This window comes from Pseudomonas sp. 210_17 TE3656 (assembly GCF_054821965.1).
Genome location: NZ_JBTRBC010000001.1, coordinates 3,584,577 through 3,599,464, shown reverse-complemented (window position 1 = coordinate 3,599,464; position 14,888 = coordinate 3,584,577). Strand labels below are relative to the sequence as shown.

Here is a 14,888-nt window from a genome sequence, read left to right as displayed (position 1 = left end):
GCGATAAAACAAATCGTAGCACCAAGCCACTATTTGTCTTTCTGTTTTTCCAGAGCCGCCTGATACAACACATTCTTGCGCACGCCGGTAATTTCCGCCGCCAGGGCTGCGGCCCGCTTGAGCGGCATCTCTGCCAGCAGCAGGTCGAGCACGCGCATGGCCTCGCTGCTCACGGCCTGCTCATCTTCCGGCGCAGTCCAGCCGGCCACCAGCACCACACATTCACCGCGCTGCTGATTACTGTCAGCCTCGACAAAAGCACGCAGCTCGCCCAGCGGCAACCCTTTGAGGGTTTCAAAGGTCTTGGTCAGTTCGCGCGCAAGCAATGCAGGACGCTCGGCACCAAACACTGCCTCCATATCCTGCAGGCATTCGAGAATCCGGTGCGGCGCCTCGTAGAAGATCAGGGTACGCGGCTCTTCCTTGACCTGACTCAGGCGCGCCTTGCGTCCGACCGCCTTGGCCGGCAGAAAGCCTTCAAAGATGAAGCGGTCAGACGGCAGACCCGCAGCCGACAGGGCTGCAATCAAGGCACAGGCACCGGGCACCGGTACTACTGCGACCCCAGCGGCGCGCGCCTGGCGCACCAGGTGGTAACCAGGGTCCGAGATCAACGGCGTACCGGCATCGGAGATCAGCGCGACGTTATCGCCAGCCAGCAGGCGCGTAAGAAAGCGACTGCCCTCCTCCCGCTCGTTGTGCTCGTGACAGGCCGCCAAGGGGGTATTGATACCGAAGTGTTGCAACAAACGAATGGAATGACGCGTGTCTTCCGCGGCGATCAGGGCCACATCACTGAGTACTTTCAGCGCCCGCGCGCTCATGTCATCCAGGTTGCCGATGGGCGTGGCCACCACGTAAAGCGTGCCAGCAGTGGAATGGGAAGCCCCTGGAACATCAGTCACAGCACACACCTGTCGTGTTGAACAAAGCGCCATTGTAGCCCGACTGACGGCAACAATGCGTAACCTGCGCAGCCTGCAAGGCACGTTCCAGCACCTATATTGAAGGATTAACGCCAGCAACATCGCGCCCCGGCCAGTGCTTGGGTACAATTGCCAGTTAATTTGATCGAGTAACAGGACCCTTACATGATCGCTTGCCTGCGGCTGTTCACAGCCCTTTGCCTCGCCGCCCTGCTGGCAGCCTGCGCCAGCTCGCCTTCGTCGAGCCTCGGCGAACTGCCGCGCACCCCGGACGCCAGCATCGAGCAACTGCTTGAACAGGCCACCACCAGCAAGACACCAGAAGAGGCCGCCCTGCTACGCCTGAGCGCGGCCAACCTGGCTTACCAGCAAAAAGACAACGTGCGCGCCGCACGCATTCTCGAGCAGGTACCGGTCGAGCAACTCAAACCAGCCCAACAGATCTTCGCCAGCACACTGAGCGCGGAACTGGCCATGAGCCGCAACCAGCCCAAAGCCGCGCTGACCGCCCTGAGCCATCCAAGCCTGGCACGTCTGGGTGAACTGCCGGACGAACAGCAGCGCCGCACTCGCAGCGTTCAGGCCAAGGTGCTGGAAGCCAATGGCCAGAGCCTGGCCGCGGCGCAAGCCCGTGTCGACCTGGCGCCGCTGCTCAGCGGCAACGCCGCCAGCGACAACCAGAATGCCATCTGGAACCTGGTTGCAGCGCTGCCCAGCGATCAACTGCAAAGCGCCAGCACTGGCGATAGCACCCTCGCCGGCTGGGCCAGCCTGGCCCTGGCAGTAAAAAGCGCCGGCACCCTGGAACAGCAACAGGCCGCCATCGAGACCTGGCGCAGCCAGCACCCTGAGCACCCGGCCGCCCTGCAATTGCCACTGGCGCTGGTCAAGCTCAAGGAAATGGCCAGCCAGCCACTGACCAAAATCGCCCTGCTGCTGCCACAAGAAGGTCAGCTGGCCGGTGTTGCCCGCGCCTTGCGCGACGGCTTCATGGCTGCGCACTTCCAGGCCCAGCAAGCCGGACAGAAGCCACCTGCGCGTCGAAGTATTCGACAGCTCGCGCATAACCTCACTGGATGATTTCTACCGCCAGGCCCAGGCCGCCGGCGTGCAACTGGTTGTTGGCCCGCTGGAAAAACCACTGGTCAAGCAACTGGCCGCACGCCCGCAACTGCCAATCACCACCCTGGCCCTGAATTACAGCGATGCCGGCCAGAGCGGCCCGGCGCAACTGTTCCAGTTCGGCCTGGCTGCCGAAGACGAAGCCCGCGAAGTCTCGCGCCGCGCCCACGCCGACGGCATGGTTCGCGCCGTAGCCCTGGTCCCTCGCGGCGAATGGGGCGATCGCGTCCTCAAGGCATTCCGCCAGGACTGGGAAGCCAAGGGCGGCACCCTGCTTGCCGCCGAACACGTAGACCAACCGGTAGCACTGGCCCAGCAGATCGCCGATCTGTTCCAACTGCGCCAGAGCGAAGGCCGCGCCAAGAGTCTGCAGAACACCGTCGGCGGCAACGTCTCGGCGCAGCCGTCGCGTCGTCAGGACATCGACTTCATCTTCCTCGCCGCCACTCCGCAGCAAGGCCAGCAGATCAAGCCGACCCTGAACTTCCAGTACGCGGGTGACGTGCCGGTCTATGCCACTTCGCACTTGTACAGCGCCAGCGGTGACGTCAACCAGTACAACGACATGAACGGCATCCGCTTCTGCGAAACCCCGTGGCTGCTCGACACCAACAACGCCCTGCGCCAGCAGGTCGTCAGCCAGTGGCCACAAGCCAACGGCAGCCTCGGCCGCCTGTACGCCATGGGTATCGACGCCTACAGCCTGGCGCCACGCCTGGGCCAGCTCAAGGCTCTGCCGGACAACCGTATCGAAGGCTTCTCCGGCAGCCTGAGCATGAACCCGAACCAGCGCATCGAGCGTCAGCTGCCGTGGGCCGAGTTCTCTGGCGGACAGATCGTACGCCTGCCTGATACCCCACGCTGATGCCCGACAGTTCACGCCAACACGCAGGCCAGGCCGCCGAGCGGCACGCCCTTGAGTACCTTCAAGGGCAAGGCCTGCGCCTGTTGGCGCAGAACTGGAGATGCAAACGTGGCGAGCTTGATCTGGTCATGCTCGACAGCGATACAGTAGTATTCGTCGAAGTTCGCTATCGGTTGCATGCGGACTTTGGCGGCGCGCTCGGCAGTATCGACGGGCGCAAGCAGGACAAACTGGTGCTAGCCGCCGAGTCTTTTCTGCACAAGGAAACACGCTGGGCCAACCATCCCTGCCGTTTCGATGTGATCGCTGTGCAAGGCAGAGGCCACTCGGGCCAAGCGCTGCAATGGCTGAAAAACGCCTTTGGATGCTGAGCCCGCCCTGCCCCTGCACGTTTACCCTTACAACTTTTTTGCTCTTTGCTTCGCGGGCTGCACAGTCATGTGCCGGGACCTTTTCTGTACACTCCCGACACGCCCGGCCAGCCGCCCTACTTAAGGTCTCACTGATGGACATGCAATCCCGAATTCGCCAGCTTTTCCAGGCCAGCATCAACACCAAGCAACAGGCGATGGAAGTCCTTGCACCGCACATCGAGCAAGCCAGTCAGGTCATGGTCAACGCGCTGCTCAACGAGGGCAAGATGCTCGCTTGCGGCAACGGCGGCTCGGCCGGCGATGCCCAGCACTTCTCCTCCGAACTGCTCAACCGCTTCGAGCGTGAACGCCCGAGCCTGCCAGCCATCGCCCTGACCACTGACACCTCGACCATCACCTCGATTGCCAACGACTACAGCTACAACGAAATTTTCTCCAAGCAGATCCGCGCCCTGGGTCAACCCGGTGACGTTCTGCTGGCAATTTCGACCAGCGGTAACTCGGCAAACATAATTCAGGCGATCCAGGCCGCACATGATCGCGAAATGATTGTCGTAGCTCTGACCGGACGCGACGGCGGCGGCATGGCCTCGCTGTTGCTGCCTGAAGACGTCGAGATTCGCGTTCCGGCCAACGTCACCGCACGTATCCAGGAAGTCCACCTGCTGGCGATCCACTGCCTCTGCGATCTGATCGACAGCCAATTGTTCGGGAGTGAAGAATGACCCCTAAACGCATCGGCCTGATGGCCCTGACCCTGTGCCTGAGCCTTAGCGGCTGCAGCTCGGTTCTCACCGCCACCCGCGACAAGCCGATCGAAGATGACCGCGGCACCCGCACCTTCGGCAGCAAGATCGATGACTCGCTGATCGAGACCAAGGTAGCGGTCAACGTTGCCAAGGCAAGTCCTGATCTGGACAAGAACTCGCACATCGTTGTCAGCAGCTTCAACGGTATCGTCCTGCTCGCCGGGCAAACCCCGCGCGCCGACCTCAAGAGCATGGCCGAACAGGCCGCAGGCCAGGTCCAGCGGGTGAAAAAGGTGCATAACGAACTGCAGGTACTGCCGCCCTCCTCGATCCTGGCGCGCAACAACGACGCCTGGCTGACCACCAAGATCAAGGCGCAGATGCTCACCGACAGCAGCATTCCCGGTTCGCGCATCAAGGTGATCACCGAGAACGGCATTGTTTACATGCTCGGCCTGCTGACCCAACAGGAAGCCACCCGCGCCACCAATCTGGTGCAGGGCGTGTCGGGCGTGCAGAAGATCGTCAAGCTGTTCGAGTACATCGACTGATTTAAATCCATCGCGGGGCAAGCCCGCTCCTACAGTGGGAGCGGGCTTGCCCCGCGATAACTCCCAAGGAAATCCCCATGAAAAACGGCCTGCTGTCGACCCTTCTGATCGGCGCCTTCGCCACCCTGGCCGGCTGCTCCAGCCCTAGCCTGATCACCCTCAACGACGGCCGCGAGTTCCAGGCAGTCGATGCTCCTCGCTTTGAACGCAGCTCCGGCTTCTACGAGTTCGAACAGCTGGATGGCAAAGTAACCCGCGTCAACAAGGACCAGGTTCGCACCATCACCGAGCTGTAACGCGAATTACGCATACAAAAAAGGCGATCCACCAGGATCGCCTTTTTTGTTACTTCACCACCTTCAGGCTCGGACGCCCGCTTGGCCGTGGCGGCTGGCCGCCAGTAGGCGGGCCATCGTCATCCGGCTCAACGATGTCGTCGTCTTCCTCTTCTTCGTCGTCAAACACCGGCGGTTCAAGCTCGAAGACCATGCCCTGACCATTTTCCCGGGCATAAATACCGAGAATCGCACCCGCAGGCACGAACAGGGTATGGGCAACGCCACCAAAGCGCCCCTCGAAGCTCACAGCGTCGTTATCCATGTGCAGGTGACGTACGGCACTGGGTGAGATGTTCAGGACGATCTGACCATCACTGGCGAAGCCCTGGGGCACCTGCACCTTTGGGTACTCGGCGTTGACCAGCATGTGCGGGGTGCAGTCGTTATCCACGATCCACTCATAGAGTGCACGTACCAAATAGGGGCGACTGGAGTTCATCGACAGCTCCTTAAAACCTAGCGCATTTCACGTTCAGCAGCGGACAGGCTTGCCTGGAAAGCTTCGCGGGCAAACTGTCGCTCCATGTAATCGAGCAACGGCTTGGCCGGCCGCGGCAGTTCAATACCCAACACTGGCAAGCGCCAGAGTATGGGCAGTAGACAACAATCAACCAGACTTTGCTCCTCACTGAGGAAACACGGCTTGTCGGCAAACAATGGCGACACGCCGGTCAGGCTTTCACGCAATTCTTTACGGGCCTGGACGCGAGCGGCTTCCTTGCTGCGCGGATCGAGGATCAGGTCAACCAGCGCACACCAGTCGCGCTGGATACGATGAATCAACAGCCGGCTGTTGGCCCGGGCCACCGGATAAACCGGCAACAACGGCGGGTGCGGGTAACGTTCGTCGAGGTATTCCATCACCACCGTCGACTCGTACAGCGCCAGGTCACGATCGACCAGGGTCGGCACGCCGCCATAGGGGTTCACTTCGACCAGCTTGGGCGGCAAGCGTCCGGGATCGACATTGATGATCTCGACGCTGACACCCTTCTCGGCGAGAACGATGCGCACCCGATGAGAATAATGGTCAGCGGGGTCGGAGTAGCAGGCTAACCGGTTGGTCACGCCCATAGTGGTCCTCCTCGCAGATGAAATTATAGAAGCTGCAAATGCAAACGCGCCCTGCGGGAACCTCCGTTATCCAGAGGCCCCCCAGGGCGCGTTCAACTACCAGAAACTACTGCGTGATCAGTGCACGTCCTTCCAGTATTCGCGCTTGAGCAGATAAGCGAATATGAAGAAGAAGGCCAGGTACAGCAGCACGTAAGTACCGATGCGCTGACTTTCCAGTTTGACCGGGTTGGCCGAATAGGCCAGGAAGGTCACCAGGTTCTTGACCTTCTCGTCGAACTGCTCTGCGGTCAGGGTACCGGATTTCGGCTCCACGGTCAGCTGGTCACATGCTTCATGGGTCAATGGCGACCCTGTCAGCGGGTCGAATTGCTTCTTGCCGTCGACGACAGTCTGCACCTGTTTGCAGCCAATGACCTGGTTGCCTTGCAGGCCGACCAGCACGTTAGGCATGCCGACGTTCGGGAAAATCTTGTTGTTCACCCCGTACGGACGCGACTTGTCTTCGTAGAAGCTGCGCAGGTAGCTGTACAGCCAGTCGGTGCCACGCACCCGGGCAACCAGGGTCAGGTCAGGCGGCGCGGCGCCAAACCAGGTCTTGGCGTCTTCAGGCTTCATGCCGATCTTCATGTGGTCACCAATCTTGGCACCGGTGAACACCAGCTTCTCGAGCATCAGCTCGTGAGGGATACCCAGGTCGTCAGCCACCCGCTCATAACGCTGGAACTTGGCGCTGTGGCAACCCATGCAATAGTTGGCAAAGGTGCGCGCGCCGTCCTGCATGGCGGCCTTGTCGGTCAGATCGATATCAACCTTGTCCAGCACCACGCCGGTTTCGGCCGCGAAGGTCAACGAGGGCATCACTGCCAGAATCAATACTGCAAATAGCTTTTTCATCAGCCAGTCACCCTTTCCGGAACCGGTTTGGTCTTCTCGAGCCGGGTGTAGAACGGCATCAGAAGGAAGTAGGCGAAATACAGGAAGGTGCATACCTGCGACAGCAGCGTGCGGCCCGGGGTCGGAGCCAGTACGCCGAGCACACCGAGGATCACGAACGAGATGCAGAACACCAGCAGCCAGATCTTGCTCATCCAGCCCTTGTAGCGCATGGACTTGACCGGACTGCGGTCGAGCCACGGCAGGACGAACAGCACGGCAATCGCGGCGCCCATGGCGATAACGCCGAGGAGCTTGTCCGGAACCGCCCGCAGGATCGCGTAGAACGGAGTGAAGTACCAGACCGGGGCAATGTGCTCAGGGGTCTTGAAGGCGTTAGCCTGCTCGAAGTTCGGTTTTTCCAGGAAGTAACCGCCCATTTCCGGGAAGAAGAACACCACTGCACAGAACACGAAGAGGAACACGACGACGCCGACGATATCCTTGACGGTGTAGTAAGGGTGGAAGGCGATGCCATCGAGCGGCACACCGTTCTCGTCCTTGTGCTTCTTGATATCGACGCCATCCGGGTTGTTCGAACCCACTTCGTGCAGCGCCAGGATGTGCAGCACCACCAGACCGAGAATCACGATCGGCAGGGCCACAACGTGCAGGGCGAAGAAGCGGTTCAGGGTGATGCCGGAGATCAGGTAGTCACCACGGATCCATTGGGTCAGGTCATCGCCGATCACCGGAATGGCACCGAACAGCGAGATGATCACCTGGGCACCCCAGTACGACATCTGGCCCCATGGCAGCAGGTAGCCCATGAAGGCTTCGGCCATCAGCGCCAGGTAGATCAGCATGCCGAACACCCAGACCAGCTCACGTGGCTTCTGGTACGAGCCGTACAGCAGACCGCGGAACATGTGCAGGTAGACGACGATGAAGAACGCCGAAGCGCCGGTGGAGTGCAGATAACGCAGGATCCAGCCGTACTCGACGTCACGCATGATGTACTCGACCGAGGCGAATGCCTCTTCGGCCGACGGCGTGAAGCTCATGGTCAGCCAGACGCCAGTGACGATCTGGTTGACCAGCACCAGCAGTGCCAGGGAGCCGAAAAAGTAGAAGAAGTTGAAGTTCTTCGGTGCGTAATACTTGCTGAGATGGTCTTCCCACATCTTGGTCGCTGGGAAGCGGGCGTCAACCCAATCCATGAACTTACTCATCACGCGTTCTCCTGATCGACGCCGACGACAATGATGTCGTCCGACTCATAAGAGTGCGGCGGCACTGGCAGATTGAGCGGCGCCGGCTGGGACTTGTAGACGCGGCCAGCCAGGTCGTAGTGGGAACCGTGGCACGGGCAGAAATAACCGCCGACCCACTTGGGACCCAGGTCGACCGGGGCGACTTCAGGACGGAAGGTTGGCGAGCAGCCCAAGTGGGTGCACAGACCGACCAGCACCAGGATCTCCGGCTTGATCGCACGGTTTTCCGGGTTGACGTAGGTGGGTTGAACCGATGCCTTGGACTCAGGGTCGGAGAGGTCGCCGGTGATCTTCTTGAGGTTACCAAGGATCTCCTCGGTGCGGCGGACGATGAAGACCGGCTGGCCACGCCACTCAGCAATCATCTGCTGACCTGGCTCTACCTTGGCGATATTGACCTTCACCGGTGCACCTGCGGCTTTCGCCTTGGCACTGGGGAACCATGACCCCACAAACGGGACCGCAGCCCCCACCGCTCCTGCAGCACCCACAACAGATGTGGCTGCTACGAGGAAGCGACGCCGGCCTGCATTGACGCCGTCATTGCTCATTCAGTCCTCTCCCATCAGCTTTATGGCCTGTTACAACAGGCATCTACTATGTAATTTCTGACCTGCTAAAAATATTTGCTGAACTGCTAAAAATTTGCCGCATGGTAATGAAAAGACCCTTCTCTGACAAGGTGATTAGCCTTCTGCCACCGCGCAATCCCTTGTACCTCTTGACCTGCGTCTATGCGGCAAGTTGTCACAGTAAAGAACAGCATAGTTATTCAAGACATAAAAAAAGCCCGGTTCCACCAGGAACCGGGCTTTTTTTGAACGCCGAAGCGAAATTAACGCTTGGAGTACTGAGGACGCTTACGTGCTTTACGCAGACCCACTTTCTTACGCTCAACTTCACGAGCGTCGCGGGTAACGAAGCCAGCTTTGCGCAGAGCGCTACGCAGGGTTTCGTCGTAGTCCATCAGTGCACGGGTGATACCGTGACGGATTGCACCGGCCTGGCCGCTGACACCACCACCGATAACGGTGACGTAGATGTCGAACTTCTCGGTGGTCTCGGTCAGTTCCAGCGGCTGGCGTACTACCATGCGCGCGGTTTCACGACCGAAGAACACGTCCAGAGAACGGTTGTTGATGGAGATGTTACCGGTACCTGGACGCAGGAAAACGCGAGCGGTTGCGGTCTTGCGACGGCCAGTGCCGTAATTTTGAGTCGCCGACATAATGAACTATTCCGTTAAATCTTCAGTTCTTGGGGCTGCTGAGCAGTATGAGGGTGAGCAGCGCCCGCATAGACTTTCAGCTTACGGTACATGTCGCGACCCAGCGGGTTTTTCGGCAGCATGCCTTTAACCGCGGTCTCGATCACGCGCTCTGGGGCCTTGGCGATCAACTTCTCGAAGTTGATTTCCTTGATACCGCCCGGGAAGCCGGAGTGGGAGTAGTACATTTTGTCCGAAGCTTTGGCACCAGTCACACGGATCTGCTCGGCGTTGATGACGACGATGTAGTCACCGGTGTCAACGTGAGGAGTGTACTCTGGCTTGTGCTTGCCACGCAGACGGCTAGCGATTTCGGTAGCCAGACGACCCAGGGTCTGACCAGCGGCGTCAACTACGAACCAGTCGCGCTTTACTGTTTCCGGTTTAGCAGTAAAAGTTTTCATTCTTTATAGCCTCAGGGGCCGCCCAGCGAAAATAAGACGGCAGATCTTACTGGATAGTGCGTACCTTGACAAGTCAAGGACACAGCCGCACACGGACGCTATCGGGGGCTCGGGTCAGCGCGTCCAATATTCGGCAGGGTTCTTCTGTGAGCGGGGCATCACTCCCTCACGCAGAGAGGGGCTGAATTATCCAGATTGCGAAAAAAAATTCAACCTGCTTTTATGCTTCTTTTGCCAGGGAGACGCCGATGGACTACCGCCAGCTGGGCCGCACCGACCTCAACGTCAGCACCTTATGCCTGGGCACCATGACCTGGGGCGAGCAGAATGACCAGGCCGAGGCGTTCACCCAGATCGAACGCGCCAAGGCTGCCGGGATCAATTGCATCGATACCGCCGAGATGTATCCGGTGCCGCCGCGCCCGGAAACCTATGCCGCCACCGAGCGCATCATCGGCAACTGGTTCAAGGCCCGCGGTGATCGTGCCGAGTGGATCCTGGCCAGCAAGGTGGCCGGCCCGGGCAATGGCATCAGCCACATTCGCGACGGCCAGCTCAAGCACAACCGCCAGCACATCGTCGCCGCCCTGGACGCCAGCCTCAAGCGCCTGCAGACCGACTGGATCGACCTCTACCAGTTGCACTGGCCCGAACGCAGCACCAACTTCTTCGGCAAGCTGGGTTACCAGCACCTGCCCCAGGATCACTTCACGCCGCTGGAAGAAACCCTGGAAGTGCTCGACGAGCAGGTCAAGGCCGGCAAGATCCGTCATATCGGCCTGTCCAACGAAACGCCCTGGGGCACCATGAAGTTCCTGCAGCTCGCCGAAAGCCGGGGCTGGAGCCGCGCCGTGTCGATCCAGAACCCTTACAACCTGCTCAATCGCAGTTTCGAAGTGGGCCTGGCGGAAATTGCCATTCGCGAGCAGTGCGGCTTGCTGGCCTACTCGCCGCTGGCCTTCGGTATGCTCTCGGGCAAGTACGAGAACGGTGCGCGCCCCGCCAAAGGTCGCCTGACCCTGTTCAGCCGCTTCTCGCGCTACTCCAACCCGCAGACCGTCGCCGCCTGCAGCCGCTACGTGCAGTTGGCCCGCGAGCACGGCCTGGACCCGGCACAGATGGCCCTGGCGTTTGTCACCCGCCAGCCATTCGTGACCAGCAACATCATCGGCGCAACCACTCTGGAGCAACTCGACAGCAACCTCGCCAGCCTCGACCTCAAGCTCTCTGACGAACTGCTGGCAGCTATCGAAGCCATCCACCAGGACCAGCCCAACCCGGCGCCATAAGCCTTGTGGGAGCCAGCCTTGCTGGCGATGCCCGGCATAGCCGGGCCAGGGGCGCTATGCGCCGCATCGCCGGCAATGCCGGCTCCCACAAGAACCGAGGGTAGACACAACGGCCAAAAAATAAGACGATCCAGCCGGTGATTGACCACTCTACCCTATAAGAATAACGAAAATGATGTTTACCCAACCCACCGCGTCCTTGCGGCGCGTCAGTATCCTGGCCATCGATAACGTCTTTGCTTCGACAGTGATGCAGGCCAAAGACTTCTTCCACCTGGCCAGCCTGCGCTATGGCAAGCAACTGGGCCTGGGCTTGCAACCGATGTTCGAGACCCGCCTGGTCAGCCCTGACGGGCAGCCTGTGCGCACGTTCAGCGATGTCCTGCTACCGGTGGACAGTGGCCTGGAACAGGCCGATGTGATCATCCTGCCGGCCTTCTGGGACGATTTCGACGCCCTCTGCCAGCGCTACCCCCAGGTCCTGCCCTGGCTGCGTGAACAGCATGCGCGCGGCGCCGTGCTCTGTGGCGAGGCCAGTGGCGTGTTCTGGCTGGCCGAGTCCGGCTTGCTCGATGGCAAGGAGGCGACCACTTACTGGCGCTTCTTCAACCAGTTCGCCGAACGCTTCCCCAAGGTCAGCCTGAATCAGGACAAGCACCTGACCGACGCCGACAACCTCTACTGCGCCGGCGGCACTACCTCAGCCTGCGACCTGTACATCTATCTGATCGAACGTTTCTGCGGCGCCAACGTCGCCCAGGCGGTCGCCCGCGACATCCTTTACGAGGTGCAGCGCAACTACACCCCGGGGCGCATGGGCTTTGGCGGACAGAAGCTGCACCAGGACCTGATCATCCTGCAGATCCAGCAGTGGCTCGAAGAGCACTTTGCCGACAAGTTCCGCTTCGAAGACGTGGCACGCAACCATGGCATGAGCATCCGCAACTTCATGCGCCGCTTTCAGACGGCGACCGGCGACAAGCCGCTGCACTATCTGCAACGGCTACGGATCGAGACGGCCAAAGGCTTGTTGTCGGGCACGCGCAAGAGCATCAAGACCATCAGTTATGAGGTCGGCTATGACGATGCGAGTTTCTTTGCGCGGCTGTTCAGGCAGCACACGGAGTTGTCGCCGAACCAGTATCGGCAGCAGTTCATGCAGGAGGCTTGAGGGCCTTATCGCGGGGCAAGCCCGCTCCCACCGGAATAGGTAGGAGCGGGCTTGCCCCGCGATCGATCAAGGCTTGTGCGCGCGCGCCAGGAATTCGTGGGACTGCATTTCCAGCAAACGGCTGAGGGTGCGCTGGAACTCGAAGGTCAGACGACCACCGGTGTACAGGTCCTTGAGCTCAACCTCGGCCGAGATGATCAGCTTGACGTTGCGGTCATAGAACTCGTCGACCATGTTGATGAAGCGCCGGGCGATGTCGTCAGTAGCCACACTCATCTGCTCGACGTCGCTGAGCAGCACGGCATGGAAAATCTTGCCCAGTTCGATGTAATCGTTCTGGCTGCGTGGGCCGTCGCACAGTTCACGGAAGTCAAACCAGGCCACGTCGTCACAGGTGCGCAAGGCACGAATCTCGCGGTTCTCGACGACCAGCACATCGTTTTCCACCGCCTGGGTGCACTCCGGCGTCAGCGCGCGGAAGCTCTTGCGTAGACTTTCGTGAGCCGCTTCGTCCAGCGGGAAGTGGAACAGCTCGGCTTGCTCCAGATGACGCAAGCGATAGTCGACGCCGCTGTCGACGTTGACGATCTCGGTGTTCTGCTTGATCAGGGCGATGGCCGGCAGGAAACGCGCACGCTGCAGGCCGTCCTTGTACAGACCATCCGGGACGATGTTGGAGGTGGCCACCAGGGTCACACCGTTCTTGAACAGTTCCTCCATCAGGGTGCCAAGAATCATCGCGTCGGTAATATCGGAAACGAAGAACTCGTCGAAGCAGATCACCCGCGCTTCTTCGGAAAAACGCTTGGCGATGATGGTCAGCGGGTTCTTCTCACCCTTGAGGGTTTTCATTTCTTCGTGCACGCGCTTCATGAAGCGGTGAAAGTGCGTACGCACCTTCTGCTTGAACGGCAGTGCTTCGAAGAACGTATCGACCAGGTAGGTCTTGCCGCGCCCTACCCCACCCCAGAAGTACAAGCCCTTGACCGGTGCCTGCTCCTTCTTGCCGAACAGCTTGCCGAACACACCCGGCTTGCTGTTCTGCGCCGCGATCAGATCGTCGTACAGGCGCTGCAGATGACGCACCGCAGTTTCCTGCGCCGCATCATGGAAGAATTCGGGACGTTTCAGATCTGCTTGATATCGTTCTAGGGGCGTCATAATTCGTTAGCAAGGTAACAAAAACGGGCCGTCACTGTAGCGACGGCCCTGGATAATGGCAATCAGACTTGCGTCAGACCGTTCAGTCCTGCTGTGGTTGCAAGGCAGCGCGCAGGCTCTCGATCGCGGCATCGCGCGCCGCTTCGTCGGCCAGCTGTGGCCCGTCGGCAACGCACTCGCCTTCCAGCCACAGGCTGAAGCCCAGGCCTTCAGGGCGTACGTCCAGCTCGCCGCCTTGCTGCAGTTGCTTGCTTACCGCACCTGCGGTCTTGCCGTCAGCGAAGTTGCGCGACAGCAGCAGTTGCTCACCGTCGGCCGCGAGCAGGCGGAAGCGGAAGCTGCCGTCGTCTTCACGGAAGCTGACAAAGCGTGCGGCCTTGGCGGCCTTCTTTTTGACCTGGGCAGTGCCCTGCTCGATGCTGCGGAACGAGCGCAGGCCAACCGCTTCACGCAGTTGCTCGAGGAACGGAGTGGCCACTTTGCGGGCTTTCTGGGCACCGGCCAGGAGGATGTCTTCCAGGTCTGCCGGGCGGCTGATCAGCTGGTGATAGCGCTCGCGCGGCTCGCTCAGCTGGCCATCGAGCAGCTGGAACAGACGCTGCTTGGCTTCGCCCCAACCCAGCCCCTGCAGCAGCTCGCTGCGGAACTCGTCGGCTTGTGCCGGGGTGGCGAAAGCCTGGAACAGGGTGAACAGGTGCGAATTGTCCGGATCCTTGGCTTCGCCCGGAGCGCGGGAGTCGGTGACGATGCGCGAGATCGCGTCCTTCATGTCCTTGGCGCTGGTGAACAACGGAATGGTGTTGTCATAGCTCTTGGACATCTTGCGGCCATCCAGGCCCGGCAAAGTCGCCACGCTTTCTTCGATCAGCGCTTCGGGCATGGCAAAGAATTCCTTGCCCTGACCGAACAGGTGGTTGAAACGCTGGCCGATATCACGGGCCATTTCCACGTGCTGGATCTGGTCGCGGCCGACCGGCACCTTGTTGGCGTTGAACATCAGGATGTCGGCGGCCATCAATACCGGGTAGCTGTACAGGCCCATGCTGATGCCGGCATCCGGGTCTTCACCGCTCTCGACGTTTTTGTCCACCGAGGCCTTGTAGGCGTGCGCACGGTTGAGCAGGCCCTTGGCCGCCACGCAGGTCAGCAGCCAGGTCAGCTCGGGGATTTCCGGGATGTCGGACTGGCGGTAGAAGGTCACGCGTTCCGGGTCCAGGCCACCGGCCAGCCAGGTCGCGGCGATTTCCAGACGCGAGCGCTGGATGCGCTGCGGGTCATCGCACTTGATCAGGGCGTGGTAGTCGGCGAGGAAGTAGAACGAGTCGACACCTGGCTCACGGCTGGCGAGGATCGCCGGGCGGATGGCACCGGCATAGTTGCCCAGGTGAGGCGTGCCCGTGGTGGTGATACCGGTAAGGATGCGCGTAGTCATGGGTAATCGCTTATC

16 protein-coding genes and 1 pseudogene are annotated in these 14,888 nt (G+C 60.4%); 7 read left to right on the top strand and 10 right to left on the bottom strand.

All coding sequences use genetic code 11. The features are described from left to right. Nucleotides 1-29 precede the first annotated feature (29 nt). The gene (rsmI, locus tag ACVI9W_RS16940; RefSeq protein WP_038607214.1) at nucleotides 30-905 is read right to left on the bottom strand and encodes a 16S rRNA (cytidine(1402)-2'-O)-methyltransferase; all 876 of its coding nucleotides are present in this window, start codon (nucleotides 903-905) and stop codon (nucleotides 30-32) included. 186 nt (nucleotides 906-1,091) lie between these two features. On the opposite strand from rsmI, the pseudogene ACVI9W_RS16935 reads away from it, so the two are divergent. From ACVI9W_RS16935 to ACVI9W_RS16915, 5 genes and pseudogenes are all read left to right on the top strand, one after another. Continuing rightward, a pseudogene (locus ACVI9W_RS16935) lies at nucleotides 1,092-2,913 on the top strand (penicillin-binding protein activator). Further along, nucleotides 2,913-3,284, top strand: a complete 372-nt coding sequence (locus tag ACVI9W_RS16930; protein WP_157191229.1) for a YraN family protein — start codon at nucleotides 2,913-2,915, stop codon at nucleotides 3,282-3,284. The pseudogene ACVI9W_RS16935 and the gene ACVI9W_RS16930 overlap by 1 nt, the downstream one beginning before the upstream one ends. Nucleotides 3,285-3,418: 134 nt before the next feature. Then, nucleotides 3,419-4,012, top strand: a complete 594-nt coding sequence (locus tag ACVI9W_RS16925) for a phosphoheptose isomerase (RefSeq protein ID WP_461530594.1) — start codon at nucleotides 3,419-3,421, stop codon at nucleotides 4,010-4,012. After that, the gene (locus ACVI9W_RS16920) at nucleotides 4,009-4,587 is read left to right on the top strand and encodes a BON domain-containing protein (RefSeq protein ID WP_038607203.1); all 579 of its coding nucleotides are present in this window, start codon (nucleotides 4,009-4,011) and stop codon (nucleotides 4,585-4,587) included. Before ACVI9W_RS16925 ends, ACVI9W_RS16920 begins: the two co-directional genes overlap by 4 nt. 77 nt (nucleotides 4,588-4,664) lie before the next feature. Next, nucleotides 4,665-4,883 (top strand): YgdI/YgdR family lipoprotein, encoded by a 219-nt coding sequence (locus ACVI9W_RS16915; protein WP_461530593.1) that lies wholly within the window; start codon nucleotides 4,665-4,667, stop codon nucleotides 4,881-4,883. A gap of 49 nt (nucleotides 4,884-4,932) precedes the next feature. On the opposite strand, the gene ACVI9W_RS16910 is transcribed toward ACVI9W_RS16915, so the two are convergent. The 7 genes from ACVI9W_RS16910 to rplM all read right to left on the bottom strand — a co-directional run bounded on the left by ACVI9W_RS16910 (nucleotide 4,933) and on the right by rplM (nucleotide 9,820). Then, a complete protein-coding gene (locus tag ACVI9W_RS16910) occupies nucleotides 4,933-5,364 on the bottom strand; it encodes a ClpXP protease specificity-enhancing factor (protein ID WP_038607198.1) in 432 nt (143 codons plus the stop codon). 17 nt (nucleotides 5,365-5,381) lie between these two features. Next, nucleotides 5,382-5,999 (bottom strand): glutathione S-transferase N-terminal domain-containing protein, encoded by a 618-nt coding sequence (locus ACVI9W_RS16905; protein ID WP_038607195.1) that lies wholly within the window; start codon nucleotides 5,997-5,999, stop codon nucleotides 5,382-5,384. Nucleotides 6,000-6,116: 117 nt separating this feature from the next. Continuing rightward, on the bottom strand, nucleotides 6,117-6,896 hold the full coding sequence (locus ACVI9W_RS16900; protein WP_461530592.1) for a cytochrome c1: 780 nt from the start codon (nucleotides 6,894-6,896) through the stop codon (nucleotides 6,117-6,119). Next, nucleotides 6,896-8,107 (bottom strand): cytochrome b, encoded by a 1,212-nt coding sequence (locus ACVI9W_RS16895; protein WP_274295886.1) that lies wholly within the window; start codon nucleotides 8,105-8,107, stop codon nucleotides 6,896-6,898. Before ACVI9W_RS16895 ends, ACVI9W_RS16900 begins: the two co-directional genes overlap by 1 nt. Further along, nucleotides 8,107-8,700 (bottom strand): ubiquinol-cytochrome c reductase iron-sulfur subunit, encoded by a 594-nt coding sequence (gene petA / locus ACVI9W_RS16890; protein WP_028943272.1) that lies wholly within the window; start codon nucleotides 8,698-8,700, stop codon nucleotides 8,107-8,109. Before petA ends, ACVI9W_RS16895 begins: the two co-directional genes overlap by 1 nt. 284 nt (nucleotides 8,701-8,984) lie before the next feature. Next, a complete protein-coding gene (gene rpsI / locus ACVI9W_RS16885) occupies nucleotides 8,985-9,377 on the bottom strand; it encodes a 30S ribosomal protein S9 (protein WP_038607185.1) in 393 nt (130 codons plus the stop codon). 14 nt (nucleotides 9,378-9,391) lie between these two features. Then, nucleotides 9,392-9,820 carry a 50S ribosomal protein L13 gene (gene rplM, locus ACVI9W_RS16880; protein ID WP_203479503.1) on the bottom strand — a complete coding sequence of 143 codons (429 nt, stop codon included), beginning with the start codon at nucleotides 9,818-9,820 and terminating at the stop codon, nucleotides 9,392-9,394. A gap of 248 nt (nucleotides 9,821-10,068) precedes the next feature. Here rplM and ACVI9W_RS16875 point away from each other — a divergent pair, with 248 nt between their 5' ends. Together ACVI9W_RS16875 and ACVI9W_RS16870 are read left to right on the top strand one after the other, a co-directional pair. Next, the gene (locus ACVI9W_RS16875) at nucleotides 10,069-11,109 is read left to right on the top strand and encodes an NADP(H)-dependent aldo-keto reductase (RefSeq protein ID WP_461530591.1); all 1,041 of its coding nucleotides are present in this window, start codon (nucleotides 10,069-10,071) and stop codon (nucleotides 11,107-11,109) included. Nucleotides 11,110-11,383: 274 nt separating this feature from the next. After that, nucleotides 11,384-12,280 (top strand): GlxA family transcriptional regulator, encoded by an 897-nt coding sequence (locus ACVI9W_RS16870; RefSeq protein WP_167335136.1) that lies wholly within the window; start codon nucleotides 11,384-11,386, stop codon nucleotides 12,278-12,280. A 66-nt stretch (nucleotides 12,281-12,346) separates the two neighbouring features. On the opposite strand, the gene zapE is transcribed toward ACVI9W_RS16870, so the two are convergent. Beyond that, complete coding sequence (zapE, locus tag ACVI9W_RS16865) at nucleotides 12,347-13,441, bottom strand: cell division protein ZapE (protein ID WP_461530590.1); 1,095 nt, start codon at nucleotides 13,439-13,441, stop codon at nucleotides 12,347-12,349. 82 nt (nucleotides 13,442-13,523) lie between these two features. Then, a complete protein-coding gene (locus tag ACVI9W_RS16860) occupies nucleotides 13,524-14,873 on the bottom strand; it encodes a tryptophan--tRNA ligase (protein WP_461530589.1) in 1,350 nt (449 codons plus the stop codon). Nucleotides 14,874-14,888: the final 15 nt, after the last annotated feature.